The organism is Nonomuraea sp. NPDC049152 (genome assembly GCF_040648355.1).
Taxonomy (GTDB): domain Bacteria; phylum Actinomycetota; class Actinomycetes; order Streptosporangiales; family Streptosporangiaceae; genus Nonomuraea.
In genome coordinates this window covers 176,307-201,370 of the sequence record NZ_JBEZDO010000020.1, presented here as the reverse complement: position 1 = coordinate 201,370, position 25,064 = coordinate 176,307, and the positions used below count along the sequence as shown (strand labels likewise).

27 protein-coding genes and 1 pseudogene are annotated in these 25,064 nt (G+C 68.4%); 17 read left to right on the top strand and 11 right to left on the bottom strand.

From position 1 onward, the window contains the following. The first annotated feature begins 309 nt into the window (after nucleotides 1-309). Nucleotides 310-2,157, top strand: coding sequence for a serine hydrolase domain-containing protein (locus AB0B45_RS32230; protein ID WP_358138268.1), 1,848 nt, complete (start codon nucleotides 310-312; stop codon nucleotides 2,155-2,157). Here the strand turns inward: AB0B45_RS32230 and AB0B45_RS32225 are convergent. After that, nucleotides 2,136-2,633, bottom strand: a complete 498-nt coding sequence (locus tag AB0B45_RS32225) for a MarR family transcriptional regulator (RefSeq protein ID WP_358138266.1) — start codon at nucleotides 2,631-2,633, stop codon at nucleotides 2,136-2,138. The genes AB0B45_RS32230 and AB0B45_RS32225 overlap by 22 nt on opposite strands. Nucleotides 2,634-2,741: 108 nt before the next feature. On the opposite strand from AB0B45_RS32225, the gene AB0B45_RS32220 reads away from it, so the two are divergent. After that, nucleotides 2,742-3,542, top strand: a complete 801-nt coding sequence (locus AB0B45_RS32220; protein ID WP_358138264.1) for an alpha/beta hydrolase — start codon at nucleotides 2,742-2,744, stop codon at nucleotides 3,540-3,542. A gap of 33 nt (nucleotides 3,543-3,575) precedes the next feature. Next, nucleotides 3,576-4,085, top strand: coding sequence for a cupin domain-containing protein (locus AB0B45_RS32215; RefSeq protein WP_358138262.1), 510 nt, complete (start codon nucleotides 3,576-3,578; stop codon nucleotides 4,083-4,085). Nucleotides 4,086-4,186: 101 nt separating this feature from the next. Here AB0B45_RS32215 and AB0B45_RS32210 read toward each other — a convergent pair whose 3' ends face one another. Both AB0B45_RS32210 and AB0B45_RS32205 read right to left on the bottom strand, forming a co-directional pair. Continuing rightward, nucleotides 4,187-4,924 carry a peptidylprolyl isomerase gene (locus AB0B45_RS32210; RefSeq protein WP_358138260.1) on the bottom strand — a complete coding sequence of 246 codons (738 nt, stop codon included), beginning with the start codon at nucleotides 4,922-4,924 and terminating at the stop codon, nucleotides 4,187-4,189. Nucleotides 4,925-5,144: 220 nt separating this feature from the next. Next, entirely contained in the window at nucleotides 5,145-7,985 is a 2,841-nt protein-coding gene (locus AB0B45_RS32205; protein WP_358138259.1) for a hypothetical protein, read from the bottom strand. Between the two features lie 114 nt (nucleotides 7,986-8,099). Here AB0B45_RS32205 and AB0B45_RS32200 point away from each other — a divergent pair, with 114 nt between their 5' ends. Then, a complete protein-coding gene (locus AB0B45_RS32200) occupies nucleotides 8,100-10,820 on the top strand; it encodes a TIR domain-containing protein (RefSeq protein WP_358138257.1) in 2,721 nt (906 codons plus the stop codon). 12 nt (nucleotides 10,821-10,832) lie between these two features. Next, nucleotides 10,833-11,291, top strand: coding sequence for a hypothetical protein (locus AB0B45_RS32195; RefSeq protein ID WP_358138256.1), 459 nt, complete (start codon nucleotides 10,833-10,835; stop codon nucleotides 11,289-11,291). 129 nt (nucleotides 11,292-11,420) lie between these two features. Here the strand turns inward: AB0B45_RS32195 and AB0B45_RS32190 are convergent, their stop codons facing one another. The 4 genes from AB0B45_RS32190 to AB0B45_RS32175 all read right to left on the bottom strand — a co-directional run bounded on the left by AB0B45_RS32190 (nucleotide 11,421) and on the right by AB0B45_RS32175 (nucleotide 13,849). Beyond that, entirely contained in the window at nucleotides 11,421-11,846 is a 426-nt protein-coding gene (locus AB0B45_RS32190; RefSeq protein WP_358138281.1) for a VOC family protein, read from the bottom strand. An 802-nt stretch (nucleotides 11,847-12,648) separates the two neighbouring features. Then, on the bottom strand, nucleotides 12,649-12,858 hold the full coding sequence (locus AB0B45_RS32185; protein ID WP_358138254.1) for a hypothetical protein: 210 nt from the start codon (nucleotides 12,856-12,858) through the stop codon (nucleotides 12,649-12,651). After that, nucleotides 12,828-13,049, bottom strand: a complete 222-nt coding sequence (locus tag AB0B45_RS32180) for a hypothetical protein (RefSeq protein ID WP_358138252.1) — start codon at nucleotides 13,047-13,049, stop codon at nucleotides 12,828-12,830. The genes AB0B45_RS32185 and AB0B45_RS32180 overlap by 31 nt, the downstream gene beginning before the upstream one ends. Nucleotides 13,050-13,099: 50 nt before the next feature. Continuing rightward, nucleotides 13,100-13,849 (bottom strand): DivIVA domain-containing protein, encoded by a 750-nt coding sequence (locus AB0B45_RS32175; protein ID WP_358138280.1) that lies wholly within the window; start codon nucleotides 13,847-13,849, stop codon nucleotides 13,100-13,102. Between the two features lie 417 nt (nucleotides 13,850-14,266). Between AB0B45_RS32175 and AB0B45_RS32170 the strand changes: the two genes are divergently transcribed. The 9 genes and pseudogenes from AB0B45_RS32170 (at nucleotide 14,267) to AB0B45_RS32130 (ending at nucleotide 21,850) form a co-directional block, all read left to right on the top strand. Then, nucleotides 14,267-14,623: a BlaI/MecI/CopY family transcriptional regulator gene (locus AB0B45_RS32170; protein WP_358138251.1), complete on the top strand. Its 357-nt coding sequence runs from the start codon at nucleotides 14,267-14,269 to the stop codon at nucleotides 14,621-14,623. Further along, on the top strand, nucleotides 14,620-15,561 hold the full coding sequence (locus AB0B45_RS32165; protein WP_358138250.1) for a M56 family metallopeptidase: 942 nt from the start codon (nucleotides 14,620-14,622) through the stop codon (nucleotides 15,559-15,561). The genes AB0B45_RS32170 and AB0B45_RS32165 overlap by 4 nt, the downstream gene beginning before the upstream one ends. Then, complete coding sequence (locus AB0B45_RS32160; protein WP_358138249.1) at nucleotides 15,558-16,424, top strand: metalloregulator ArsR/SmtB family transcription factor; 867 nt, start codon at nucleotides 15,558-15,560, stop codon at nucleotides 16,422-16,424. Before AB0B45_RS32165 ends, AB0B45_RS32160 begins: the two co-directional genes overlap by 4 nt. 656 nt (nucleotides 16,425-17,080) lie before the next feature. Beyond that, a complete protein-coding gene (locus AB0B45_RS32155) occupies nucleotides 17,081-17,470 on the top strand; it encodes a metalloregulator ArsR/SmtB family transcription factor (RefSeq protein WP_358138247.1) in 390 nt (129 codons plus the stop codon). After that, nucleotides 17,467-18,213 carry a cation transporter gene (locus AB0B45_RS32150; RefSeq protein WP_358138245.1) on the top strand — a complete coding sequence of 249 codons (747 nt, stop codon included), beginning with the start codon at nucleotides 17,467-17,469 and terminating at the stop codon, nucleotides 18,211-18,213. Before AB0B45_RS32155 ends, AB0B45_RS32150 begins: the two co-directional genes overlap by 4 nt. Further along, nucleotides 18,213-18,563: a DUF3703 domain-containing protein gene (locus tag AB0B45_RS32145; protein ID WP_358138243.1), complete on the top strand. Its 351-nt coding sequence runs from the start codon at nucleotides 18,213-18,215 to the stop codon at nucleotides 18,561-18,563. The genes AB0B45_RS32150 and AB0B45_RS32145 overlap by 1 nt, the downstream gene beginning before the upstream one ends. A 956-nt stretch (nucleotides 18,564-19,519) precedes the next feature. After that, nucleotides 19,520-19,711, top strand: a pseudogene (locus AB0B45_RS32140) (IS982 family transposase); the annotation flags it as partial. Nucleotides 19,712-19,813: 102 nt separating this feature from the next. Beyond that, nucleotides 19,814-20,764 (top strand): nitroreductase family protein, encoded by a 951-nt coding sequence (locus AB0B45_RS32135; protein ID WP_358138278.1) that lies wholly within the window; start codon nucleotides 19,814-19,816, stop codon nucleotides 20,762-20,764. Between the two features lie 246 nt (nucleotides 20,765-21,010). Further along, entirely contained in the window at nucleotides 21,011-21,850 is an 840-nt protein-coding gene (locus tag AB0B45_RS32130; RefSeq protein ID WP_358138242.1) for a universal stress protein, read from the top strand. Nucleotides 21,851-21,973: 123 nt separating this feature from the next. Here AB0B45_RS32130 and AB0B45_RS32125 read toward each other — a convergent pair whose 3' ends face one another. Further along, nucleotides 21,974-22,849, bottom strand: a complete 876-nt coding sequence (locus tag AB0B45_RS32125; protein WP_358138240.1) for a sigma-70 family RNA polymerase sigma factor — start codon at nucleotides 22,847-22,849, stop codon at nucleotides 21,974-21,976. Further along, complete coding sequence (locus AB0B45_RS32120; RefSeq protein WP_358138238.1) at nucleotides 22,846-23,238, bottom strand: VOC family protein; 393 nt, start codon at nucleotides 23,236-23,238, stop codon at nucleotides 22,846-22,848. Before AB0B45_RS32120 ends, AB0B45_RS32125 begins: the two co-directional genes overlap by 4 nt. Between AB0B45_RS32120 and AB0B45_RS32115 the strand changes: the two genes are divergently transcribed. Then, complete coding sequence (locus AB0B45_RS32115; RefSeq protein WP_358138237.1) at nucleotides 23,222-23,503, top strand: hypothetical protein; 282 nt, start codon at nucleotides 23,222-23,224, stop codon at nucleotides 23,501-23,503. The two genes, AB0B45_RS32120 and AB0B45_RS32115, sit on opposite strands and share 17 nt — an antisense overlap. A gap of 9 nt (nucleotides 23,504-23,512) precedes the next feature. On the opposite strand, the gene AB0B45_RS32110 is transcribed toward AB0B45_RS32115, so the two are convergent. Next, nucleotides 23,513-23,653 carry a hypothetical protein gene (locus AB0B45_RS32110; RefSeq protein ID WP_358138235.1) on the bottom strand — a complete coding sequence of 47 codons (141 nt, stop codon included), beginning with the start codon at nucleotides 23,651-23,653 and terminating at the stop codon, nucleotides 23,513-23,515. Nucleotides 23,654-23,745: 92 nt separating this feature from the next. On the opposite strand from AB0B45_RS32110, the gene AB0B45_RS32105 reads away from it, so the two are divergent. Beyond that, a complete protein-coding gene (locus AB0B45_RS32105; RefSeq protein ID WP_358138233.1) occupies nucleotides 23,746-24,396 on the top strand; it encodes a CBS domain-containing protein in 651 nt (216 codons plus the stop codon). Nucleotides 24,397-24,481: 85 nt separating this feature from the next. Then, nucleotides 24,482-24,745, top strand: a complete 264-nt coding sequence (locus AB0B45_RS32100) for a hypothetical protein (protein ID WP_358138231.1) — start codon at nucleotides 24,482-24,484, stop codon at nucleotides 24,743-24,745. Nucleotides 24,746-24,798: 53 nt separating this feature from the next. Here the strand turns inward: AB0B45_RS32100 and AB0B45_RS32095 are convergent, their stop codons facing one another. Beyond that, nucleotides 24,799-25,005: an STAS domain-containing protein gene (locus AB0B45_RS32095; protein WP_358138230.1), complete on the bottom strand. Its 207-nt coding sequence runs from the start codon at nucleotides 25,003-25,005 to the stop codon at nucleotides 24,799-24,801. Nucleotides 25,006-25,064: the final 59 nt, after the last annotated feature.

Sequence of the window (25,064 nt, the reverse complement as noted above, 5' to 3'; positions counted from 1 at the left end):
ACTAATGGCTGGTTCACGCTGCCCCCAGAACGAATCAACTGACAGGAAAACGTATCAGCGTGATGGTCGGGCTGTCTGCACTAGCGATCAAGAAAACACCTCAAGTGACGTGTGCCGGCGAGTGGGCCCAGGCGGTCATCTCGCTGTAGTGAATGCGTTGCTCGCAGAGCCCTGTCCACCCGATCCATCCGCGTTTCACCGCCCACTGTCTGTGACGGATCACGAAGCCTCAGCGGTCTGCCATGCTGCAAAACGCACTTTGTGACCGTTGGTGCCCCGAGCAGGGGCCCGCGTTGAGGAGTTTCCCCCATGGACCGCAGACGTTTCCTCACCCTGACCGGCGCCACCGCAGGCCTGCTCGCCGTGGATCTCCCCCGGTCGGCGCTGGCGGCGAGCTACCCGTTCGCCAACGGTGGCGTCCCCGACGAGCTGCATACCAAGATGGGAGAGTTGGCGCCTTATGGCATCACGTCTGTTGCCTTCACGCCGTCCAATGGTTGGGTAATCGTCACCCAGGACGGCCGCTACTTCGCCCGCGGCGTACCCGATGCGTGTTTCGCCGAGCTCGAAAAGATGGTCGAAGCCGGTGCGAAAATCCACTGCGTGGCCTTCCCTCCGGAGGGCGGCGACCGCTGGGTGATCACCAGTGACAAGGGGATGTCCGCGCGCGGCCTCCCCGAGGAGTGCCATCAGCGCATCAGCGACAGCTACGCCGCGGGCCAGCAGGTCGTGCACGTCGCGTTCCCGCCGGCCGGCGGGAACCGCTGGGTGGTGGCCGACACCAAAGTCTTCTCCGCGCGAGGCATTGACGACGAGTGCTACCAGATGATGCGCAACCTGACCCAAGGCGGACGCCGGGTGACCCGCGTCGCCTTCCCCAAGAGCGGCGGATGGGCGGTCGTCGCGCAGGACGAGCTGCACGTGCGCGGCATCGATGACGCCTGCTTCCAGAAGATGAACGACCTCGCGGCCGACGGCTGGCAGATCCACAACGTCGACTTCTCGCCGGTAGGCGGCTGGTCGCTGAGCACGCGCGGCAAGGTGCCGTCGCTGCCCGCCGACCGGGTGCGTCAGGTCGAGAACGCGGTGGGCGGCGCGGACATCTGGCAGCGGATGAGCGCGTGGAAGACCCCGGGGGTGGCCATCGCGGTGGTGGTCGGCAACAAGATCGCCTGGTCCACCGGGTACGGCTGGCTGGAGGCGGGCAGCGGCGCCGCAGCGCACCCGGAGACCGCCTTCCAGGCCGCCTCCATCAGTAAGGCCGTGGCCTCGGTCGGCGTGCTGCGCCTCATGCAGACGTTCAAGCAGCCCCTGACCAACGACATCCGCCCCTACCTCGGCTGGACCCTGCCGCGCCGCTCCTGCGTCTCCTCGACGCCGGTTCCGACCATCGACCGCGTGCTGACGCACCGGGCCGGCATCATCGGCCGCGGCTCAACTTCCCCGGCCGGCGCCTGCTCCGGCTTCGACTCCAGCGGAGGCGGCTTCGCCGGGTACGGCCCAGGCGCTACCGTGCCCTCGCTGCTCCAGGTCATGAACGGCCAGGGCGACTCCCCGAAGATCGAGCTCTCCACCAACCCGGGGGCCGAGTTCCACTACTCCGGCGCGGGGTTCGTGCTGCTGCAGCGGATGGTGGAACAGAAGAGCGGCCTGCCGCTGGCCCAGTACATGGACAAGGAGGTGTTCGCGCCGCTCGGCATGAAGAACAGCTCGTACACGCTGTCGCCCGGCTTCGAGCTGGCCGCCGGCCACACCAATACCGGCGCCGTGATCCCGGGCAAGCGCAACCGCTACCCGGAGTCGGCCGCCGCCGGCCTCTACACGAACGTCCTCGACCTGTGCCGCCTGGTTTCCTACCTCAACAAGGCGTGGACCGCCTCCGGCGACATCGCCGGACCGCTTACCAAGGCCTCCGTCCGCACGCTGCTCACCGCCGGCCCCCAGCCCACCATGGGGCGGGGCTTCTTCATCGCCGGCTCCGGGACGAAGAACTTCTCCTACAACCACGACGGCTCCAACTACGGCTTCAAGTCGGTGTTCCAGGGCTATCCGGAGCTCGGCGGCGGGTACGCGATCCTGGCCAACGGTAACAACATGAGCCTGGTCAACGAGATCGCCTCGGCCATCCGCTCGGTCTACGGCTGGGTGTCGCCGTAGGACTCCAGCAGGGTGGCCAGCGTGGCGGCCAGGTGCCGGCAGTCGTCGGGGCCGAGAGCCTGAAGCAGGCGGGTCTCGTTGGCGACGTGCAGGGGCAGGACGCGCTCGATGACCTCCAGACCGCGTTCGGTGAGGCGGATCTTGACCGAGCGGCGGTCGGCTTCGTCGCGGATCCGGGCGACCAGGCCCTTGTCCTGCATGCGGTCCACGCGCAGGGTGATCGCGCCGGTGGTGACCAGGGAGGTCTTGAGGAACGTGCCCGCGGTCAGCTCATACGGCGCGCCGGATCGCCGCAGGGTGGACAGCACGTCGAACTCGCCGGGCTCGAGGTCGTGCCCGGCGAGGAAGTCCTTGATCTCTTTGTCCCACATGCGGGAGATCCGCATGATCCGGCCGACGACGCCGATCGGCCAGTTGTCGATGTCGGGGCGTTCGCGGCTCCACTGTTCCAGTACCGCGGCCACTGCGTCGGCCATGGATCCTCCCACAATTTAGGCGAGCGCTCATTAAGTTGACACTCACACAAGTGCTGATTATCTTAGCGCTCATCTTATCGGAGATGACTCAATGAGTGGTGGTTCGCCATGCCTTTCACCTCAGTCCGCGACACCCGCGTCCACTACGAAGTCGACGGGCACGGGCCCGGCCTGGTGCTGGTCCATGGCACCGGCGGCGACGCCGAGAAGGTCTTCGGCAATGTCGTTGACCACTTCACCCAGACCCGGACGGTCGTGCGGCCCAACTTCAGCGGCAGCGGGCAGACCACCGACGACGGCGCGCAGCTGAGTGTCGACCTGATCGCCGCCCAGGTCAGCGCGGCCACCCGAGCAGCGGTGGACGGCCCGGTGGATCTGCTCGGCTTCTCGCTCGGCGCCGTCGCCGCGGCCGCGGTCGCCGCCACCCAGCCTGATCTGGTGCGCAGCCTCATCCTCGTCGGCGGCTGGGCGCATTCCACCGGTCCCCGTGACCGCTACTACTTCCAGACCTGGCGCAAGCTGCTCGAGACCGACCGCGAGCTGTTCAAACGCTTCTCCGCGCTGACCGGCTTCAGCGCCGCCGCCCTGGACCGCTTCGGCCACGACGGACTCGCCCACTCCCTGGCCGACGCGTGGCCGCCGCCCGGCATCGACCGGCAGATCGACCTCGGTCTGCGCGTGGACATCAGGCAGCTCCTACCGAAGATCACCGCTCCCACCCTGGTGATCGGATTCGCCGACGACAACATGATCCCCATCGAGGGCTCCCGGCAGCTGAGCGCCGCCATCCCCGGCAGCCGCCTGGTGGAGGCCGAGGACCAGGGCCACATGGACTGGTTCGCCGACCCCAGCGGGCTGGTCAAGCTGACCCGCGAATTCATCGACGCCGACCTCGCCCCGCGCGCGTAGACCTTCCCCTTCACGCAGAACCGAGGAATAGCCGTGTCCTACCCCGACCCCCGCTACGTCGGCGACACCGGAGAGATCAACGCGCTCTTCCGGCCCGCCACCACCGCTCCTGACTTCGTCTCCCAGCCCGTCACCTCCTCCGGCCCCAACGTGGGCCAGGGCACCGCCTACCACTACCTGTCCACCACGGCCTCCACCGGAGGAGAGTACGGCCTGTACCGCGTGGACATGGGTCCTGAATTCGGCGGCCCGAGCACCCACTTCCACAAGGCGATGTCGGAATCGTTCTTCATCCTGTCGGGCACCATGCGGCTGTTCGACGGGTGGCGCTGGGTCGACGCCACCGCCGGCGACTACCTGTACGTTCCCGTGGGAGGGCTGCACGCCTTCCGCAACGAGTCCGGCGAACCTGCCTCCATGCTCATGCTGTTCGCGCCCGGCGCCCCCCGCGAGGAGTACTTCGAGGGGATCACCCAGCTCGCCGGTCTCCGTGAGGAGGAGCGCGCGGAGTTCTTCCTGCGCCACGACAGCTTCTTCGTCTGACACCCGTGGACCCGGCGGTGCACGAAGCCCGCCCCTACGACGTCGCCCCCCTCCCCGGCGCCGGCCGCACCGAGGCCAGAAGCATGGCGGCCGGAACTCATCTATCGCACGACACATGCCCTGTGGATGTCGGCAGGGAGCGCCGGCTTGCCGTCCACCGGCGGCGTCGGGCCGTCGGGCTCCGGCTGGATCCCGCCGGCGGCGATCTCGTCCAGCGCGGCCAAGCCGGGGCCGTCCACCGTGCCGAAGATCGTGTAGTTGGGGCGCAGGCCCGAATCTCCGTAGACCAGGAAGAACTGGCTGCCGTTGGTGTCCGGCCCGGCGTTGGCCATGGCCAGCACCCCGCGCGCGTAGGTCTTGCGCTCGCCTGTCGGGTCGCCCGGCCACGGCGGCAGGTCGGTGGGGAGCTCGTCCTTGTAGCGGTACCCCGGCCCGCCCTCGCCGGTGAAGCTCGGGTCGCCGCACTGCAGCACCTTCAGCCGATCGTAGGCGGTCAGCCGGTGGCAGGACGTCCGGTCGTAGAACCCGTGCCGGATGAGGTGCACGAAGCTCTGTACGGTGCACGGCGCCTTCCCCGGGTCCAGCGTCAGCCCGATGTCGCCGTGGTTGGTCTTGAGCACCGCCGACACCGGGCGCGTCGGCGTCCTGCGCGGATCGGGCGGCAGCGGCACCTTCCGGACAGCCGGGTCGTCGGGCGTCTCGGTGTACCCGCACGGGCCGTGCGTCGTCCTGGGCGGCCGGCTGTTGCCGTCCGCGTACGCCGGCACCGTGGCGAGCGCGACGAGCGAACCGGCCGTGACCACGGACGCAGTGAGTCGTAAGAGGTTTCCGCTGGACATGACGCCCTCCCAGGGGGTGATCGACAGGCTTCCTGACATCTAGTCGATCAATCGGATACCGTCAAGAGCCAAGGCATCCGCTGGGGCGGCCGACCACTCGCTCACGCCAAGCCAGGAACTGGCGGACGGTGAGCTGACGGTCAGGCACCTCTGCCCCTTGCCCTGGTGTGGATCGATCTGCTGCCCCGCGAGCGGGGTGTGCTACCCGCCGGCCTGACCCTCAGTACACCTCGATCCTGTTGGCGTTGATGTCGTCCAGCAGGCGGATGCTCCTGCTGTACCGCTCGGCGGTGCCGGAGCCGACCGGCAGCTCGGCCGTGCCCTGGGCGTAGAGCACCGCGGCGCGCACGGTGCCGGGGCTGGAGCTGATCACCGTGTCGGCGTTGACGCGCCTGGTCGCCAGGTTGAAGTACGTGCCCAGGAGGTGCTCGGTGAGCACGCTCTTCGGCGAGTTGTCGCCTTTGAACGCCACCGTGATCTCGGCGGCGTTCAGGGCTCCGCTCCGGTCGGTGTCGTAGCGCTGGTCGGTGGCCTGGATACGGGCCAGGAACTCGGTCGTCCACTTGTCGGCGTGGTTCTTCCAGAAGCCCTTGGAGAGCGGGTCGCGGGTGGGCGGCACGACCGTGACCGTGGTGGTCGCCGAGTCGGTGACCGGGGCGAAGGTGCACCCGCCGCCGGCGTTCTTGTAGCTTACGGACACGTCGCTCGTATAGGTCGTGCCCGCCGGGGCCAGCAGCGTCGGTCGCGCGGTGAAGACGATCGCGTGGTCGCCGGACCTGGCCGGGACGGCGCCCACGTTCCAGACCAGGGTCCGAGTGCCGTCGTGGTTGAGCGTCACCGAGTCGGGTTTGGGGCCCGTGCCCAGGTCGAGCGCCTGGCTGTAGGAGACGCCGGAGGGGAGCGTGGCGGTGACGACGGTGCCGGACGCGCCGCCGCCGCCCGTGTTCGCGTAGGTGACGGTGTAGGTGACGGCCTCGCCGGCGTTGACCGTGGGGGTCGCGGTCTGTTTCACGGTCAGGACCGGGGCGCGGACCGTGGTGGTGGCGCGGTCGGTGTTGTCGTCGGTGTACGGGTCGGGGATGCCGTCGGTGTCCTTGCCGGTGACCGTGGCGGTGTTGGTGAGCACGGTGCCATCGGTCGTGGCGCAGGGGACCCGGTAGGTGAACGTGGGCGTGATGGTGTGGACGGCGCCGTTGGCCAAGTCGGGGAGCGAGCGGTGTTGCACGGTGCCGTCGGGCAGGGTGTCGGTCACCGAGACGGCGGTGGCGGTGCCGGGGCCGAGGTCGGTGACGGACACCGTGTAGGTCAGGGTGTCGCCGCCGACGGCCTCGGTCTGGTCGGCGGTCTTGGTGAGCTTGAGGTCGGCCTTCTGGGACCTGGCGCGGAGCATCTCCGCGGTCAGTTCCTGCGGCAGGTTGCGACGCGCGCCGTCGGCGAAGTATGTGGCGTTGAGGCGGGGGTTGTACTGGATGTTGGCCCAGTCGTCGAAGCCGTGCAGCTCTTCCAGGTCGTCATCGGGGCACTCGGGCAGGATGCGGGTGATGTTGGCGGGGGTTTCGCCCTGTCTTGTGCCGTTTCCGTTCCAGTCGATGAATCCGTTGGTGGCGGCAACCGTTCTGGGCTTGCCGCCGACGCCGTACACGACCTGACGATCGGGGCTCGCGTACACCCCGGAGTTCTCGTCGAGTTTGCTCTCCCGCAGGGACACGTTGAGAGCCGTGCCCCTGGCCGAGCTGCTGTAGTCCAGCGGCCGGATGAGGTCGTAGTCCTGGAACTGGTAGGAGTAGTTCATCACGCTGAGGTAGTTGGGTTTGCAGTTGACCGCCTCGTCGCCACCGTGACCCAGGCCCAGCGTGTGTCCCAGCTCGTGCATGAAGGTGGACTTCTCGGCGTTCGCCCTGCCGCCCAGTCGCCGCTGGAAGTCCTCGGAGGTGAACACGCCCATCGTGACGACGAAGTCGTTGCCGCCCCTGGGGCTGGTGGGTTCCCACTCGGCTATGCCCGACCCGTCGGTGTTCCGCTTCTCGTCCTCGACGCGGTCGCCGAAGATCATGTAGCGGTACACCATGCTCTTGGCCCTCAGGATGTTCGCGCAGTTCGGGCTGGAGCGGTCGGCGGCGGTGCCGAAGGCGCCCGCGCAGGTGCTGTTCCGTGCGCCGTTCTTGATGAAGCTGAAGTTGTCCGGTTGTCCGTCGTTGTCCGGGATGAAGCGGAGCACGGGCACGTGCGACAGTTCCTCGTCGATGTCCAGCATGTGGAGCCGGACGCCCAGGTATTTGCCACCTTGGTACGGATCGACCGGTGCGCGGTCGAACGCGTCGACGACGTCCAGGAGGCCCAGGTAGTCGGGCCGGAATCCCCTCATGTAGTCGACCTCGACGAACAGGTCCTTCCGGTACGGCAGGGCGTTGTACGGCGGGTCGCCCAGCGGCAGGTCCACCGTGCCGTCGGTGTTGACGTCGAGACCCACGCCGGGTATCTCCCAGGAGTTCTCGATGCCGTCGCCGTCGCTGTCGCCGCCCGCCTTCCTCGCCAGGTCGAGGCAGTGCGGGGTGGTGATGGTGAAGTAGCCGCGGGCCGAGTCGACGCCGCTGGCCTCGCTCTGTCCCGTCAGGGACAGGATGCCCGCCCCCTGCTGGGCGGTCAGGCCGCCGCCGGTGAAAATGCACGTGTTCAGGTCGAACTTGATGTCCAGGTCATCCCCGGGCGCGCCCCAGTCGATGGGGTCGTCAGGGGTCGCGTCGTCCTGGTCCCACAGTTCCAGGTGGATGTCGACGGGGTTGTGGGTGCTGTCGACCTTTTCGCTGTGGATCCAGTTGGTCCTGAAGTCGGACCCGTGGGCACAGCAGAAGTCGTCCTTGCCGTCGAAGTCCTTGCCGTCGATCCGGAACTGCGGGTAGTAGTCGTTCGGGCACGACTCGCCTACCCCGTCGCCGCACTCCACCTCGACCACCCGGTACAGGTGGACGGTGACCTCCACATCCTCGGCCTGCGCCGGAGTGGGCGCGAGATACGCCGGCACCATGGACAACGCGATCAGCAGTCGAGCCAACCATCTCATTTCGCGGTCCCCTCCGAACTATCCGGCTCCCGATGATCGCCCGGACGGATCCGTGTGGCATGAGTAGGCCCATACTCAATCCCCGAAGATCCCCGAAGCCTCAGAATCGGGTATGTGGACCTCCTCCGTAAGCGCGAGAAACCATCTCCGGGTCACTACGACGGGTTCATCTCCTACAGCCGGGCCGCCGACGGCCGCCTCGGCCCCGCCCTGCGCGACGCCCTCCACCAGTTCGCCCGCCCCTGGTACCGGCTGCGCGCCCTGCGCGTCTTCTGCGACGCCCGCAGTCTGTCCGCCTCGCCGGGCCTGTGGACGACGATCGATGCCGCGCTGGACGCGTCGCGCTGCTTCATCCTGCTGGCCTCGCCCGACTCGGCGCGCTCCGTCTGGGTCCGGCGGGAGGTCGAGCACTGGCGGTCGCTCGCGGCGGAACGGCCCATGCTCATCGTGGTCACCGACGGCGAGATCGTCTGGGAGCACGAGGCGGGGCAATTCGACGAGACCCTGACCACGGCCCTGCCCGAGTCGCTGCTCCGGGGCTTCACCGAGGTCCCGCTCTGGGTGGACCTGCGCTCGATCCGCACCCAGACCGACCTGTCCCTCGGCAACCCCGCCTTCCTCGACGCCATCGCGACGCTTGCCTCCGCCCTGCACCAGCGCCCCAAGGACGAGCTCGTCGGCGAGGACGTCCGCCAGCACCGGCGGGCCCGGCGGTTCCGGCGGTTCTCCTGGACGGGGCTGTCCCTCCTCACCGCGGCGGCGGTTGTCAGCGCGGTGGCCGCGGTCAACTCGGCCGGCGTCGCGCGGGCGCAGCGGGACAGGGCGGAGGCGCAACACAGGAGCGCCGTGTCCAGCCTGCTGGTCACGCGCGGGGACCAGGTCGGTGACGACGACCCGGTGGTGGCCGGGCTCCTGGCCGCCGCGGCCTCGCGTTTCGAGCAGACCCTCGAGGCTCGCCACGGTATGCTCGCCTCCCTGGCGACCCCCGCCCTGGGTGTCCTGAACGGCCTCGGCGGCATCAGAGCGCTCGGCCCGGACGGCAAGATCCTGGCCGGCGACGACCGGACCATGCGCCTGTGGGACCCGGTGATCCGCAGGTGGATCGGGAGCCCGTTCACCGCGGATTTCAGGTTGGCGAAGTTCAGCCAGGATGGCCGGACCCTGGTCACCCTCAGGGAAGACGGAACCATCCGGCTATGGGACACGGCGACCTGGCGGCCGATCGGGACCCCTTTCGCCGGCCCGGGCGACGTCGTCGCAACCTTGGAGCTGAGCCCGGATGGCGAGACCCTGGTCACCGTCGGGTTCGACGAGAAGATCCGGCGGTGGGACACGGCGACCTGGCGGCAGATCGGGGCTCCGCTCACCGGTCACACCGATAACGTCGAGTCCCTGTGGGTCAGCCCGGACGGTACGACCCTCGCCAGCGGGGGTCGTGACGGGGCCTGGCTGTGGAACCTCGCCACCGGGAAAGGGAAGCCGCTCAGCGGCCGCACCGGCACGATCCGGTCGGTCGCGTTCAACCCAGATGGCAAGATTCTGGCCACCGGAGGCGAGGACGGAGACGTCCGGCTGTGGGACTCCGCCACGGGAAACCCCGTCAAAGGCCCGCTCAGCGGTCATGACGGCCCCGTCAGCGCCATCGCGTTCAGCCCGGACGGCAAGACCCTGGCCACTGGGGGCTGGGACCACACCATCCGGCTGTGGGACCCGGCGACCGGTCGGCGGGTCGGGGACACGCTCGCCGGCCACAACACCATGGTCTCGGCGATGGCCTTCAGCCCGGACGGCAGGCTCCTGGTCACCAACAGCGACAGAACAGTCAGACTGTGGGATCCGGCGGCGCGGCGGCCGATCGGAGACCCGCTCAAGGGCCACACCGAGGAGGTCACGCCACTGCTGTTCAGCCCGGACGGCAAGACGCTGATCAGCAGCGGTCAAGAGGAGACCGTCCGGCTGTGGGATCCCGTGACCGGCCGGCACCTCGGCAAGCCGATCGGGACCCCGAACGCCTACGGCAACAACGCCTGGCCCATGGCGCTCAGCGCGGACGGCGAGACCTTGGTCATCGCCAATCCCGACGGAGAGGTCCAGCCGTGGGGGATGGCGGACAGGCAGCCGATGGGAGAGCCGATCAAGGTCGAGCACCGGGTCTATTCGGTGGCGTTCAGCCCGGCAGACGAGACCCTGGCCGTCGGCGGCGGCAAGGGGACCGTCTCCCTGTGGAATCCGGCCACCCGGCGACCGATCGGGGAGCCGCTCCAAGCCGGGACCGGCCCCGTTGAGGCGGTCGTCTACAGCCGGGACGGCAAGACCCTGGCCACCGCCTGCGACGGAACCATCCGGCTGTGGGACACGGCGACCCGGCGGCAGATCGGGAACCCCATGAAGGGCGACACCTCGATGGCGTTCAGCCCGGACGGAAAGCTCCTGGCCGCCCTCAGTGAGGACGGGACCACCCGCCTGTGGGACACCCTGACCCAGCGGACGTCGGGAGATCCGATCAAGGGCAGTGGCGCGGTGGCGTTGAGCCCCGACGGCCAGACCCTGGCCACCGAGGGCGAGGACAGGGGCGTCCAACTGTGGGACGTGTGGACCAGGAGGCCGATCGGTAACCCGCTCAAGGGCCACACCAAGGACGTCGTGGCGCTGGCGTTCAGCCCCGACGGCCAGACCCTGGCCAGCTCCGACTACGCCGGAACCATCCTGCTGTGGAAGCCGGGCATCCCATCGGACCCGAGCAAAACGGTCTGCGCGATGGCCGGCCGTTCCCTCACCAAGGAGGAGTGGACCCGCTACCTCCCACGCGGAGAGCCCTTCCAGAAGATCTGCTGAGTCCTCCTCCTGGTGTTCCTCTGGCCGCGCGGCACCGCCCAGCCCATCGTGTACGGCGAGGTGTCCGACTGCGACACCGCGAAGTGTCACGGATGGAACCTGCATCTCGCCTCCGGCGAGGTCTCCCTGCTTCCGTACGCCGCCGAGGAGCCCGAGATCGCGATCAGCGACGACGGGCACCGGGTGGTCTACCTGGACCTGGCCGATCGCCGGGTGGTGGCCCGCGACGGTCCTGTCGGCGTTGTCCCGCTTCCTACCGACGGTGCTGAGAGCTCATCGGCTTGTCACTCCGGGAACGCTGCTGGCCCGGCATCGCCGGTTGATCAAACGCGCGTGGACCGACCCTCACCGCTCTGGCCGTCCCGCAACGAGCACGGAAATCCGAATCCGACGTGGGGGTATCGGCGGGTGCACGGTGAGCTGGTTCGGCTCGGTATTCAGCTCAGCGAAGCGACCGTACGGCGGATTTGAATCGGTACAGGGGCGATGCCAAAGCACTACTAGTGCCTGTCCGGTGGATCATTTGTTGATCCAGAGGAGGGTGCTGATGCGATCCGTTCGCGCATCGCTGATGCACCCGCCCCGCGCGGCAGCCCCGCGTCAGCCGATCTGTTCGGCCAGGGCGACGATGATGCCCGCGGGGCCGCGGAGGTAGCAGAGCCGGAAGATGCTCTCGTACTGCGCCACCTCGCCGAGGAGTTCGGCGCCGTGGGCGCGCAGGCGGGCGACGGTGTCGTCGATGTCGTCGACGGCGAACATGACGCGATGCAGGCCCAGCGTGTTGGGCGGCGGGTTCTCCGGCTCGGCGCCGGACGCCGCGGGGGTCTGGTATTTGGTCAGCTCCAGCTTGCTGTGGCCGTCCGGGGTCCGCATCATCGCGATGTCGCTCCGGACGCCGTCGAGTCCGACGGTGCGGTCCGCCCAAGGGCCTTCGACCTGCCACTTTCCTTCCAATTCCATGCCGAGCTCGGTGAAGAACGCGACAGCCGCGTCCAGGTCGTCGACGACGATGGCGACGTTGTCCATCCGCTGAATGGTCATGTCTCAGAGCATAAAGAACGCGGCTCGTCGCTGGACGACGTCCTGCCTCGGCTCATCGGTCCAGTCAGTGAGGAGCAGCTCGCAACCGCCCTTACGGCGGCGTTCACGCTGCCGGTCACCCGCCTAGAGCAGATAGTCGATCAGCGATCCAGGTGGCTGAGCAACCATCCAGATTCTCAATGCCGGATCCCACCTATGGACGTACGATGGCCGAGGATCCTCACTGAGCCGTTCGTGTCGCAGTAGTGGAGCTGAGGCACGCCCGTCTGGAAATCACAGCAGCACATGGTCGATGGCAGGTGTTGATCCTCCGCTCCCACCCAGAGCGGGCAATGCACGAGGGCCACGAGTCAACGTGCGGTGGTCCACCTGGTCCCCGCATGCCAGCGAGCCCCACAGGGCGGAGCCGAGAGGAGTGCAACTCAGACGAACGGCTAGGCTCCAATGTCTGCAGAGGTACCTCGTGCTGTCTCCAGCGCGAAGCGTCCCGCGCGACGCCGCATCCCGAGAACGGGTCTGGCGAAGTGGGTCGCGATTCCGGTTTCTTCAGTATCTGTCGCCATCGGCATACAACAATGCGGCCTGCCGGTGGCCATAATCGTGGCAGCGAGTGTTCTCTTCTCGCTGCTTCTCTTGTTTTCGGTGGTCGTTGTTCCGGCTGTATGGTTTCGGGATTCAGATCGTCGAGATGATGCCCGCCGAGTCCTCAGACTCTTCCTTGCGCTCATTTCGGGGGGTCGAATCGAGCCAGATTGAGAACTAATCGAGATCTTGGTGCTCCGGCACCTCACGCTGCTCGTGCGCACGGCTGGCGGGTCCGCTCGAAGCGGCGTTGCAGCGCGCCGCCAAGTCCCGTGTGCGCCCTCGCCCGCTCGGTATGGTGCGGCGAGTCCTTGATGGCCTGCCGGAAGCAGGCGATGGCCTCGTCGAGGGCGTTGATGCCGCCGTCGGCGCGGAACCTCAGCATCAGCGCGTTGCCCAGCTCCGAGCGGTACATGCCGGCGCCTGGGCCACCGCCTGGCGGAATACCTCCGCCGCCTGGTCTGCCTGCTCCGGGCGGCCGGATGCGTCGGCCGTCAGGATGACGCCCAGCAGGAGCTGGATCTCGCGCTTGACCGGCTCCGACCCCCCGTATCGCGCGCGCACCTCCTCGACGGCCTCCTTCAGCTCAGACAGCACGGCGAGCAACGACTGGGTTGATCGGCTGGTAGCCCGGTGGCTGCTACCGTGCGTTGGCGTCATGTCGGTGCATCGGCTGATGGCGCACCTGATCCGCTGGCCGCCAAGCGGCTCGAGTCGCTCGGGGCAGGGCGAGGCGGGGTGAGATCGGCCTGCAGGCGGCGTATCTGGGCAAGATAGTCGTGCAGGCTGCGGTGTAGCTGTCGGCCGTGTTCAGCGACAGCGGCATTGATCTGGTCAATCTGATCTTCGATTGCCTGGCGAGTGGGCAGACGGGCATCGTCGAGCATGGCGCCATCCGCCTGGGCGGCGTCGCGCCGTACTGGCTCGGCCTGATCGTGTGCAGCTGCCAGGATCTCCTCGGATTGACGGCGGGCGGCCGCGACTATGCCCTCAGCGGCTCGGTGTGCGGCGGCCACTCTGGCGTCGCTCGGGCGGGGGGCGGGCTGGGTGGCCAACGCGGCGGCCAGTTGCTCACGAAGGTGCGCGTTGTCCCGCCACAGCAGGCCGAGTGTGGTTTGCACGCGGGACAGGAACTCATCCACCTCGGTCAGGTCATAGCCTTCGCGCAGCCGGACCGCGGTGAAGACCTGCTGCTGGACTTCGGCGGGGGTCAGCAGAGTCCAGTTGCCGGCTCCGGCAGCAGCGTGGCCTGGCGCTGCCTGGTGGGCCGTACCGACCCCGGCAGGATGAGCGTGCTCGGGGTCGTGCAACTCGGCGCCAAGACCGCCGCGCACGAGCACGTGGTCGAGGTGCACGATCTGCACCTGTGGGAGGTCACCTCTGGCTATCCCGCCCTCTCCGCGCATGTTCTTGTCACGCCCGGCGCCGACTGCCACACCGTGCGGCTGGCCATCGAGCGGATGTTCCACCAGGTGTACGGCATCCAGCACACCACCCTTCAAGTCGACCATGCCAAGCCGGAACTCGCCGACAGCGGTGCTGGTGCACGCCACTGCGCCGACGCGCACGGGCCGGTGCATCGGAATCCAGGTCCCTAGCACGTTGCCGTCGCCCGGACCTCCACACCAACCTGGCATGCCGTACGCGCCAGGCTCAGCGAGGCCGCCCGGCTGAGGCCGGTGTGCCTGCTTCGACGGGCGAATATGGCGTCAACTACCTCGCGCAGGCCATCGGTGCCACTTCCTCTCAGCATCCGGCGAAGCCGTGGAAGCTGTAACGTTCTACTGCCAGTAGAACGAGAGGGCGATGGGGAGGGCTCGCAGGTGCAGCTGGGCAATCTCGAGCGGGCGATCATGGAAGCCCTCTGGCGGAATCCCGACGGCATGTTCGCTCAGGACCTCGCGGCCGGTCTGCCGTCTCAACCGGCCATCACCACCGTGCTGACCGTCCTGGTACGACTCTCGCGCAAGGGCATGGTTTCCAGAGAAAGGGTCGGGCGCGCTCACCTGTACAAGGCCGCTGCGGAGAAGGACGCCGTCGTAGCCGAGACCATGCGAGCCGCGCTCGACGAGGCCGCCGACCTCGAGGCGGCCGTGCAGAGGTTCGTCGGTACGGTGAGCCCCGAGGTGGCCGCTGCCCTGCGCGAGGCGCTCGGTGCTCGAGACGGAACCTCCTCATGACGGCCTGGCTGGTCGCCGCCGGCGCCGCTCTGCTTCCTGTGGTTCTGGGAAGCCGCGTGGCCCGCCGGCTGGCCACCGCAGCTTGGACCCATCGGCATCCGCGCGCCGCCCTGGTGCTCTGGCAGGCAATCGGGCTGGCCGGAGGCTTGGGCGCCGTGGGCATCGGCCTCGTCGCGGCGGTCTGGCCCCTGGCGGCCGTCTTCCCGCACGGGATGCACACGCTGGCCCGCCAAATTGCCGGTGGGCATGGACTCGATGGGCTCGGACCAGCGCACATGGCCGCTCTGGCCTGGTCAGCCGGCCTATGCGTCTGGCTGCTGGCTCACACGATCCAGGTCACCGCGAAGACCGTACTTCACCAGCGACGCCAGCGACTCCTGGTCGACGTCGTCGCCGACCACTTGCCGGTACACAACGTGTACGTCCTGCCCAGCGCGCGGCGCGTGGCCTACTGCGTGCCGGGCAGGCATGGACGCGTCGTGCTCAGCCGGGGAACTCTGGATCTGCTGGGCTCTCAGGAACTGGACGCGGTTCTTGCGCACGAGCGTGCCCATGCCCGCGGCCGCCATAACCTGGTCCTGCTTCCCTTCGTCGCGCTGAGCCACGCCTTTCCCTGGCTTCCAGTGGTGGGGACGGCGAGGGAAGCCGTCGCTGTGCTGGTCGAGATGATCGCCGACGATCATGGGCGGCAGGTCCACGGGGAGTTGCCGCTCGCCCGCGCCCTGGTGCAGATGGCGACTCCGGTGGGCGGCCAAGGCGCTGGTGCGTTCGCTCTGGCCGACGCGGGGCTCACCGAACGGCTCGAACGCCTGCTCAACCGCGGGCCTGAGCGGTGCTGGGTACCGGCCGCGGCCTACTCGGCGGCCAGCCTGCTGCTGAGCGGGCCGCTTGCCGTACTCGTCGCTCCTCTCCTGTGTATCGCCGTCTGGAAGGTGTGACGCTCGGCCCCGGTCGCAGCGCGGTGGCGGCCGCACTGCTGGACATGGAGGGCATTGAGGCAGCACTCGCCACATGTGTGGAAGCTGGCCGCGAGCAGCGGAAGGGCGGCGAACTGTCGAGGAAACACATCGTCACCGCCACGGTCGTCGCGGTCGCCGTCGGTGCGATGCTGGTGGTCGCCCACTGGGTCGGGGAGGAGGCCGAACCCGCCGCCGCTCGCGTTGAGCATGTCGTGCCCACACCATCGTCCATCACCGGCATGCCGTTTCGCCCAGGGGCTGGGACCCTCCACCTCGGCCCCCTGCCTGCTGCCACAGGCTCGGCCGGCCGGTGCGCCAAGGCGCGAACCAGTAATCTCAAGCGTCCATGCCAGAACAGGGAAGCGCGACATCGAACCCCTCGGAGCGCCGCGCCGGCGAATCTTGACCACCTGCCCCGAATCCCGCATATGGTCCACTGTATGAAGAGCTCTTCAGTCAGCCATGTGACCGATATCGAAAGCTGCGCGACCAAGGTGGTCGACCCCGAACGGGTCGCGGCTGTGCGCTCCCGCATGCCGGCTGAGTCCGATCTCGGCGACACCGCCGACGTCTTCGGGCTGCTTTCCGACCCAGGGCGGCTGCGACTGCTGCTGGCGCTGCTCGAAGGGGAGCTCTGCGTATGCGACCTGGCCGTGGTCAGTGGGCTCAGCGAGTCTGCGGCATCGCACGCTCTGCGCCTACTGCGGGCACATCGGGTCGTCTCCGTACGGCGAGCCGGACGCATGGCCTTCTACCGGTTGGACGACGCGCACGTGCGCATGTTGCTGGATCTCGCTTTGGCGCACACGAAGCACACTGAGGCCATCCATCCGGAACGGTAGGCAGCGTAGACATCCGGCTTGCTCGTCACGGGGCGCGAGTCGTCCGCAGATAGCGGGTCACGATCATCACGATCTCCTCGGTCAGGTCGCGCTGGTCGAGCTGTGGACCCCGACCGACGAACCGGTGTACGAGTGAGTCGATCGTGACCACGACCCTGGCAGGCGATGCGCTGGGGCAGGCACGGCGCTCGGGTGGTGATGGCCACCGCCTTCTCATGGCAGTTCAGCGTCTGCGCGCGGCGATCGGTTTCCTGTTCCCGTGAGGCCACTTCGTCAGCGTTGAGGCCCGGCCCTCGGGAGCGGAGCCGGGCCTCCGGCTCGTTGGACTGAACCGGCCACTCCGGGCAGAGCGCAGACACTGCGTGAAGGTCGAGTCAGACTTCCTCCGAAGGTCGCGCGATTCGGAAGGGCTGCGGTTCTTGCGTCCGCGGGTTTGTCGGTAGGTGCATGCCGCTCTCGCTTCCTGCCGCGGGGCAGCTTCGCTGAGATCGCCGGTCATACGCATGGTGGTGCGATCGAGGCGGTGTCCGGTGATCCCGCTGGTGATCGACTTCTTCGCTCGCCTGCCCTGGGCGCACCTTTGCGAGGGTGGGGACGCGTTCGCACGCACCGTCGCCACTCGCCAAGCTATCGATGAATGTGGCTATCATCGCAGTATGGCGATTAATGAGGGTGGTCGGTGTGTGAGCGCCGACATCGCGGCGGGCCTGCCGCCCGCCGCAGCGCTGTTTCACTCCCTGGCCGATGAGACCCGGCTGCGCATCGTGGCCAGACTGGCCAGAGGCGAAGCGCGAGTCGTGGACCTGACCGGTGAGCTCGGGCTGGCCCAGTCCACCGTCTCCAAGCACCTGGCCTGCCTGCGCGACTGCGGGCTGGTCGACTACCGAGCCGAAGGCAGGCAGTCGTTCTACGCGCTGACCCGGCCAGAGCTGATGGACCTGCTGGCCTCAGCCGAGCAACTGCTGGCCGCCACCGGTCATTCGGTCGCCCTTCGCCCGATGCCTAGCCTGGCCGGGGACCTGGCAGAGCAGGCCAGGCTGTCATGACGTCGCTGGGCATGCCAGAGCTCGGGCCCACAGCCGATCGCCGCGCCGTCCTACGGCGCCGGATCCGGCTGCTGGTCGCCGCCACGATCACCTACAACGCGATCGAGGCCGCGGTCGCCATCACCGCCGGCACCATCGCCTCCTCCGCAGCGCTGATCGGCTTCGGCCTGGACTCGATCGTCGAGGTCGCCTCGGCGGCCGCGGTCGCCTGGCAGTTCTCCAGCGCCGACCACGAAAAGCGTGAGAAGACCGCGCTGCGGATCATCGCGATCTCGTTCTTCGCGCTGGCTGCCTACGTCACCTTCGACGCCGTGCGCGCGCTGCTCGGCGCGGGCGAAGCCGACCACTCGACCCCCGGCCTGGTCCTTGCCGCGCTCAGCCTGGTCATCATGCCGGTCCTGTCGGCCGCCCAGCGACGCGCCGGCCGCGAGCTCGGCTCCGCCTCGGCCGTGGCCGACTCCAAGCAGACGCTGCTGTGCACCTACTTGTCGGCGGTGCTGCTGGTCGGCCTGGCGCTCAACAGCCTGTTCGGCTGGTCGTGGGCCGACCCGATCGCCGCCCTCGTGATCGCCGCAGTGGCGGTCAAGGAGGGCCATGAGGCCTGGCAAGGGGACGTGTGCTGCGCCACCAACCCGCTCGCCGCCGGCATCCCCACCTCCACGCCTGCCTCTGGCACCGCCTCGGAGTCGGCTTCGGCCGGGTGCGCCGACGGCTGCTGCTCCAACGACCGAAGGGACGACTGATGATCGGCCGCCGGATGCCCGCCCACGTGCGGGCCGCCTACAACAGCGACATGAACGCCGCCCGCACCAGCGCCGACCCGGAGGCCCGATGGCGGCACCTGGAGCGGGCGCACATCATCTCCCAGCCCTGGCCCTGGCCGCACACCCGCAACCACATCGCCATGTTCGCCCTCGCCGTCGCCCAGCGCGACCGCCGCGAAGCCTTCGGCCAGGTGATACGGATCATCGTCGCCGGTCCGGGCTCGGCGCTCGGCCGCTACCCCGAAGGCAACACCGGCCGTGCCAGTGTGGGCCTGACCCAGCCCATGCCGATGCCCGCCGACCTGGCCGCCGTGCTGCACTCTGCTTAGTGGTCGGGCCGGTCGGCCATCCCACCGAAGATCAACCCCCGAAGGACTGCCGGAGCCATCAGCCTGCGGCAGGTGCGGCCGGCTCCAGGTGGCCCTCCCACTCGCACATGAGGGAGTCCACGATGTCCTCAGGAGCGTCGCCGTACGGTCCGGGGTCTGCACGTAAGCGGCGCTGGCCGGGGTCGTGTTCGCCGTCGGTGGCGACCCGGGTCCACAGCGGACCATGCCAGCCGCACTCGCAGACCGCTCGCCAGCCGACCGCGTCCCGGCCGTCCAGCAGGACCTGCCGGTTCGGCCTCCCCCTCCAGGCCCCAGCGCACCACCACGGTTCCGCCGTTCTCCGAGCCCACAGAGACCCGGCCGTCAGGGAACTCGGCGGCGGCCCATCCCTCGTGTGCCAGGTCGTCGGTCGCCCAGACCATGCCCCACCCTTCCGATCAGATGTCAGGGGTGCCTGACAGGGCCAGGCTCCATTCCGAGTGCACAATCATGCATGGCCACTGCATAGCCGGGGACCGACCAACCCGAATCGAGCAGTGCCAGAGGTCACCCATCACGCCGCGCAAGAGACGCCCCAGCTGGTGCTGCAGTACGAGGTGTCCTTTTGAATGGGCCGATGGCAGCGTAGAGAACTCCCATCCACCCAGCTCGGAGGGCACCTCACATTACTTTCCCGGCCTCGCCTTGAGATTCACGCCGTGGATTCAGGCTTAGCACCCAATCGATCGAGCACGCTGACAAGGTATTTTCACCCAAGAGGCCGCCGCCGTATCGCGTCCAATCGCCATCGCCGGGGTATCGAGTCCACTCTTCGTGAGTAAGCTTCAGACTGCCTGGAGTATCACAAGCGACATCAACGGGATCCTCCAGCATCTCCGGCAAGTCCCTCAGGTCCCACATCGTCACCGTCCTACCGCAACCGCACACCCCGACCCGGCGAACACCTGCTCAAACCGATCCGCCAGCTCGTCGAATCGGTCAACGACACTCTCAAAGGTCAACTCGACCTGGAGTTCCACGGCGGACGAACCCCGCTGGGCGTCGCTACCCGCATCGCCCAGCGCGTCCTGGCCCTGACCGCCGCGATCTGGCACAACCGCGCCACCGGCCAGCCCATCACCCGGTCGCTGATCGCCTACGATCACTGACCCACATAGGACTTACTCATCTCGGACCTGCGCGTATGGGACTTTCGGCCCTGACCTTCGGGTGAGCCGCATGATGTGCTGGAGCGGACACCGTTGGAGGTGATGGCCATGCACGCTGAGGCGATCCGCGCGGCTATCGAGGCCGCGACATGGGCACCATCCGTGCACAACAGTCAGCCCTGGACATTCGCCGTGTCCGGCGAGGAGATCAGCGTCCGTGCCGACCCCGACCGCAAGCTGCGCGTCGGTGACCCGGAAAGCAGGGAGACACTGATCGCTTGTGGCGCGGCCCTGTTCAACATCCGCACCGTGCTCCGTAGTAGGGGTCGGGCGCCCGTGACGCGGATCCTGCCCGACCCTGATAGGCCGAACCTCCTGGCGACCGTACAGCTCGGCGAAGTCATCACGCCGGACGAGTCCACCCGCCTCCTCTGCGGTGAGATCGAGCGCAGGCGGACGCATCGCGCCGGATTCACCAATCTGCCGGTGCCTGACCGGCTGATTGAGGCGCTGGTACGGCAGGCCGCGGCGGAGAACGTCAGGTTGACGCCCCTCAGTGACGAATCCTCGATTCGGGTGGTTGGCGCCGCCACGCAGGCAGCCCAGGCGGCGCGGCGGGAGGACCCCGAAGTTCGCCGGTGGGCGCGCCCGCCGGGCAGTCCACGCGAGGACGGGGTGCCTGCGGATGCCTACCCGAGCGAGCCTGCCGACACCGGCTTCCCGCAGCGTGAATACACCTGGGGGACCACAGCCGACCAGCGCATGGCCACGGCGACGGGCGTAGTGGCGCTTATGACGACACCCCGGGACTCGAAGGAGGAGTGGATCGCTACAGGGCAGGCGCTGCAGCGGGTCCTCTTGCACGCGTCGGCCTTCGGGGTGAGCGCCGCCTTCCATACGCAGGCGTTGGAGGTGCCGCTCCTGCGGGAGTTCCTGCGCGAAGAGGTGTGCGCGGGTGAGTACCCCCAGATGGTCATGCGCCTCGGCGTCACGTTCGACAAGACCCCCGGCGTCCGCCGTCCGCTGTCCGAAGTCTCCGAAGGCATCGGCTGACGGAATCGCATCCTCACGCCCTCATCAGCGCGGCGGCAGCAAGCATCATGGAGGAGGGGGTGCATGCCCGAGATGGGTGCTGAGCCATGGCTGCATCGCTGGGTGGGACGGTCGGCTCGCTGCCTGCTGGCGGCGGCAAGCCCCGAGTCATGATGAGGCCGAAAGTCACCCGGATTCGGGACCTCCGCCTCGTCCCATGAGATCGCGCGGTCGACAGGCTGTAGGCAGGAGGAGAGGAGGCCTGCCATGCCTGATCTGGGTCCGATCGTCGTCGGGGTAGATGGATCCCCGTCAGCGGCGAAGGCGGTTGAATGGGCCGCGGCCGACGCCGCGCGCAGGAAGCTCGCACTGCGCATCGTCCACGTGTGCGAGCGCTGGGGCATTCCGGAGGAGACGGAGTATTGCGAGGGGGCGCTGGCAGCGGCCGCCGACCGTGCTCGGCTCTCCGCCCCTGGTGTAGAGGTGACGGCGGAGTTGCTGCCTGGGCACGTCGTCGAGACGCTCCTCGGTGAGGCCGCGGGGGCGGAGTCCATCGTGCTGGGCAGCCGAGGGCTCGGCGGTTTCGGTGGCCTGCTGCTGGGCTCGGTCGGGCTGGGGGTCGCAGGGCACGCGGACGTGCCGGTCGTCATCCTGCGAGGGCCGGACAGGCCGCAGCACGGGGAGATCGCGGTGGGCTTCGACGGATCGGAGCACTCCGAGGCCGCCCTGAACTACGCGCTGGCGCAGGCTGTCGCGCGAGGCATTCGGCTGCACGTCGTCTACGCCTGGCAGATGCCGGTCACCGCGCCGTACGCCGCCGGCTATGACGAGGTCATGGCCCGCGTGGCCGCTGACGCGTCCGGAGCCGCGCGCGAGCAGGTGGCTCGCCGGCGCGACAAGCTCGGCGACATCGAGGTCAAGGAGTCCACCCTGTGCGAGCACCCGGTCGCCGCGCTGGTCGACACCTCCAAGACGGCCGACCTCCTCGTGGTCGGATCAAGGGGCATGGGCGGGTTCGCCTCCGCCGTGCTCGGTTCCGTCAGCCATGGCGTCCTGCATCACGCGCACTGCCCTGTCGCGGTGGTACGCCCGCGCAAGGAGGCGTAGGGCGCTGGATCCACTTCACCTTGCACGCTCGTTGCCTGCGAGCTGCGGGTTCGTCGTGGTCGCGCAAGGTCGGTCGGCCCGGGATGACTTGCACATGCACGGGCCGACCCTGACGACACCGGCTCAGGCCGGGGAGGGCAGATGGATCGAGGCGAGTTTGGCCGGGTCGACGACGATGTGGATGCCGGTGATCCGGCCTTCGGTGACTGTGAAGGCGATGACGGAGAGAGGGGTTCCGTCGGGGCGCCAGCACATGTGGCCGGGGATGCCGTTGACCAGCACGGGTCGTTGGCGGGCGACCTCGCCGGAGAACATGCGGGCGCCGGCGGCGACCTCGGTGGCGCCAAGGGTGACGACCATGCCGTCGGGGGTGTCGACGGTCAGCTTCACGTTCGGGTCGAGGACACGCAGGAGCGCTTCGAAGTCGCCGCTGAGCGCGGCGGCGCGGAATGCCTGGACGACCTCTTGGTGCTCGCGGCCGGGGCCCGCCGGCCGGTCCGTGGCTTGGACCTTGCGGCGGGCGCGGCTGGCGATCATCTTGGTGGCGTCGGCGGATTTGCCCAGGATCTGGCCGATTTCGTGGAACGGGACCGCGAACATGTCGTGCAGGACGAACGCCAGGCGCTCGCTCGGGGTGAGCGAGTCGAGCACGACGAGCAGGGCGAGGCCGACCGAATCGGCCAGCGCCACCTGCTCGTCCGGCGCGGGGTCGTCGGCGGGCGTCACCACGAGGTCCGCAAACTCGTGCCCGTAGGCGGTCTCGGGGTGGGCTTGACGGGATCTCAGGAGGTCCAGGCTGATTCGGCCGACCACGGTGGTCAGCCAACCCGCCAGGTTGCCGATGGTCGCCTCGTCCTGGCGGACGAGGCGCATCCAGGCTTCCTGGACCACGTCCTCGGCGTCGGCGTGCGAGCCCAGCACGCGGTACGCGAGGGCGCGCAGCCGATCGCGCTGGGCTTCGAACGCCTCGGTCACGAGGCCGGACGGGTGGGCGGTCACGGCTTTCGCTGCTGACGGAGCGAGACCCGGTTGCCGTCCGGGTCCACCGCCTCGATGCGGACCCCGAACGGATAGTCCACGGGCTCGGACTCTTCGAAGATGACGCCGCGCTGGCGCAAGATCTCGAAATCCTTTCGCAAATCGTCGGATTCGAGGATCAGCGGACCGGGCGCGGCATGCCGGCCCACGTCGCCCGGCTGTCCCTCGGCCGCCGCATGCGACCACAGGAGGATCTGCACCGGGCTATCGGGAACGCCGACGGTGAGGAACCGTCCGTCGGGCCCCGAGAAGTCGATCCGCTTTTCCAGGCCGAGCCCCTCGGCGTAGAACTCCAGCGCGCGGTCCTGATCGGTGACGTAGATCGTCACGTACATGATGTTGGTCAGCATCCTGTTCTCGATTCACTCGTTGGTGCGACGACCGTTCGTATTCGGTCGTCGCACCTATGACGAGTGCCGACGGGAGAAGGTAACAGGTCCGGTCCGCCGAGCGGTTACCGGGGCGCATGCCGGTGTGGCTCGGCAGCACGCGTTCGCCGCAGAGCGCTCGGGCGAGGTCGCGTTCGACGGCTTCATGATCCCCTTGGATCTGCGGTGCTCGTGGCACGGTGACGACTTCATCTGGTTCGCCATCGATGAGGCGATCTTCCGCTGACGGTAGAGCTCACCTCCGCTCCACGATCTCGATCACCTGGCGGGCGATCTCCCATTCCTCGTCGGTGGGCACGACCATGACGGCCACCTCGACCTGCGGCGGCGAGACGAAGGCCTCGCCGGCCTGGTTGCGCGAGGATCCGCCCGACATCCGGGACCTAAGCCCTGACCTGGCAGGACGTTCGACGCTGCCGTCCCGAGCCGTCGGAGAGCACGCTGAGAAGTGAACCCGAGGAGGTAGCAATGTCCATTCAAGTCAAGGACGTCATGGGTATGGTGGCCATCGCGGTGCTGGAGAACGCGTCGTTCTCCGACATCGTGACGGCGATGAAGCGTTACGCGGTGGGAGCGGTCACCGTCATCGACGCCGACCGCCGCCCGGTGGGCGTGATCTCGGAGGATGACCTGATCCTCAAGGAGATCGGCACGGTCCGACACCCGGTCACTGTCTTCGAGAGCGGCAGGACCCGAGCCGACCATAGGAAGGCCGCGGCGAGAACGGCCGCCGAACTGATGACCTCGCCCGCGATCACCGTCACCCCTGGCACGCTCGTCAAGGACGCCGCCAGGACGATGCATGACAGCCGGATCAAGCAGCTGCCCGTGATCGACCTGCTGAGCGGTCGCATGATCGGCACCCTGCACGAGGCGGACGTGCTGCGGGTCTTCACCCGCCCCGCCGAGGAACTCGAAGCCGACATCAGGCAGCTGGTCGGCGACGGCTTCTCGATCACCGTCGACAAGGGCGTCGTCACCATCGGCGGGCAGGTCGAGCGCGCATCGCAGGCCATCGCGCTCGTCAAGAGGATCAGTCAGTTGGAAGGCGTCGTGGACGTGGTCTCCGAACTGACCTACCCGAGGGACGACCTGTTCCTCGTCCCGCCGCTGATGTGAGGGGTACCACGTGAGCACCAGGAACGCCGCCGTCGCTGAGCCTGAAGCGAGAGTTCAGGGATCGCCGGACAAAACCGAGATGTGTGTGGTCCCCACCGACGCGGCGACCTGCGGGGAGTGCGTTCGCGAGCTGTTCAATCCCGCCGACCGGCGCTACCGGTACCCGTTCATCTCGTGCGCGAACTGCGGCCCGCGCGCGACGATCATAACCGAGGTACCGCACGATGCCAGCTTGCTGGTGGTGGGCCGTCCCCGGCACGGCCACCTCGGCCGCCTCGCCGACGCGCTGCTGCGAGAGGCCCGCTACCCCGTCGCCGTCGTTCCGCTGTCACGGGAGGTCACGCCATGAGCCGCAGATCCACGCTCAAGGACCGCGAATCGCTCCCGGGGACGTCCAGTCGCTCACTCGGCGAAGCGCCGGTCCAGCTCGGAGATCCGCAGAATGTGAGCGATCCGATCTGGAAGGTTGACCAGATGCGACCGGCCACCCAGGAGCCTGGCCTGATCGTCGGCGCGGATGGGCGCGGTGAGACCGCTGGCATCCATGGAGGTCACATCGGGCAGGTCGACGATGGCGTCGCGCCTTGACCGGCCGCTGAGCAGCAGCACACGAATCAGGCCGCGTTCGAGCCGGCCCCGGTGGCGACGTCGATCTCACCGCGTGCCGT

What these genes read in the sequence shown, in the direction of transcription:
- AB0B45_RS32230 (WP_358138268.1), top strand. Translation starts at nt 310, where the DNA reads ATGGACCGCAGACGTTTCCTCACCCTGACCGGCGCCACCGCAGGCCTG.
- AB0B45_RS32225 (WP_358138266.1), bottom strand. Translation starts at nt 2,633, where the DNA reads ATGGCCGACGCAGTGGCCGCGGTACTGGAACAGTGGAGCCGCGAACGC.
- AB0B45_RS32220 (WP_358138264.1), top strand. Translation starts at nt 2,742, where the DNA reads ATGCCTTTCACCTCAGTCCGCGACACCCGCGTCCACTACGAAGTCGAC.
- AB0B45_RS32210 (WP_358138260.1), bottom strand. Translation starts at nt 4,924, where the DNA reads ATGTCCAGCGGAAACCTCTTACGACTCACTGCGTCCGTGGTCACGGCC.
- AB0B45_RS32205 (WP_358138259.1), bottom strand. Translation starts at nt 7,985, where the DNA reads ATGAGATGGTTGGCTCGACTGCTGATCGCGTTGTCCATGGTGCCGGCG.
- AB0B45_RS32190 (WP_358138281.1), bottom strand. Translation starts at nt 11,846, where the DNA reads ATGGACAACGTCGCCATCGTCGTCGACGACCTGGACGCGGCTGTCGCG.
- AB0B45_RS32185 (WP_358138254.1), bottom strand. Translation starts at nt 12,858, where the DNA reads ATGTACCGCTCGGAGCTGGGCAACGCGCTGATGCTGAGGTTCCGCGCC.
- AB0B45_RS32175 (WP_358138280.1), bottom strand. Translation starts at nt 13,849, where the DNA reads ATGCGCGGAGAGGGCGGGATAGCCAGAGGTGACCTCCCACAGGTGCAG.
- AB0B45_RS32165 (WP_358138250.1), top strand. Translation starts at nt 14,620, where the DNA reads ATGACGGCCTGGCTGGTCGCCGCCGGCGCCGCTCTGCTTCCTGTGGTT.
- AB0B45_RS32155 (WP_358138247.1), top strand. Translation starts at nt 17,081, where the DNA reads ATGGCGATTAATGAGGGTGGTCGGTGTGTGAGCGCCGACATCGCGGCG.
- AB0B45_RS32150 (WP_358138245.1), top strand. Translation starts at nt 17,467, where the DNA reads ATGACGTCGCTGGGCATGCCAGAGCTCGGGCCCACAGCCGATCGCCGC.
- AB0B45_RS32145 (WP_358138243.1), top strand. Translation starts at nt 18,213, where the DNA reads ATGATCGGCCGCCGGATGCCCGCCCACGTGCGGGCCGCCTACAACAGC.
- AB0B45_RS32135 (WP_358138278.1), top strand. Translation starts at nt 19,814, where the DNA reads ATGGCCATGCACGCTGAGGCGATCCGCGCGGCTATCGAGGCCGCGACA.
- AB0B45_RS32130 (WP_358138242.1), top strand. Translation starts at nt 21,011, where the DNA reads ATGCCTGATCTGGGTCCGATCGTCGTCGGGGTAGATGGATCCCCGTCA.
- AB0B45_RS32115 (WP_358138237.1), top strand. Translation starts at nt 23,222, where the DNA reads ATGATGTTGGTCAGCATCCTGTTCTCGATTCACTCGTTGGTGCGACGA.
- AB0B45_RS32120 (WP_358138238.1), bottom strand. Translation starts at nt 23,238, where the DNA reads ATGCTGACCAACATCATGTACGTGACGATCTACGTCACCGATCAGGAC.
- AB0B45_RS32110 (WP_358138235.1), bottom strand. Translation starts at nt 23,653, where the DNA reads ATGTCGGGCGGATCCTCGCGCAACCAGGCCGGCGAGGCCTTCGTCTCG.
- AB0B45_RS32105 (WP_358138233.1), top strand. Translation starts at nt 23,746, where the DNA reads ATGTCCATTCAAGTCAAGGACGTCATGGGTATGGTGGCCATCGCGGTG.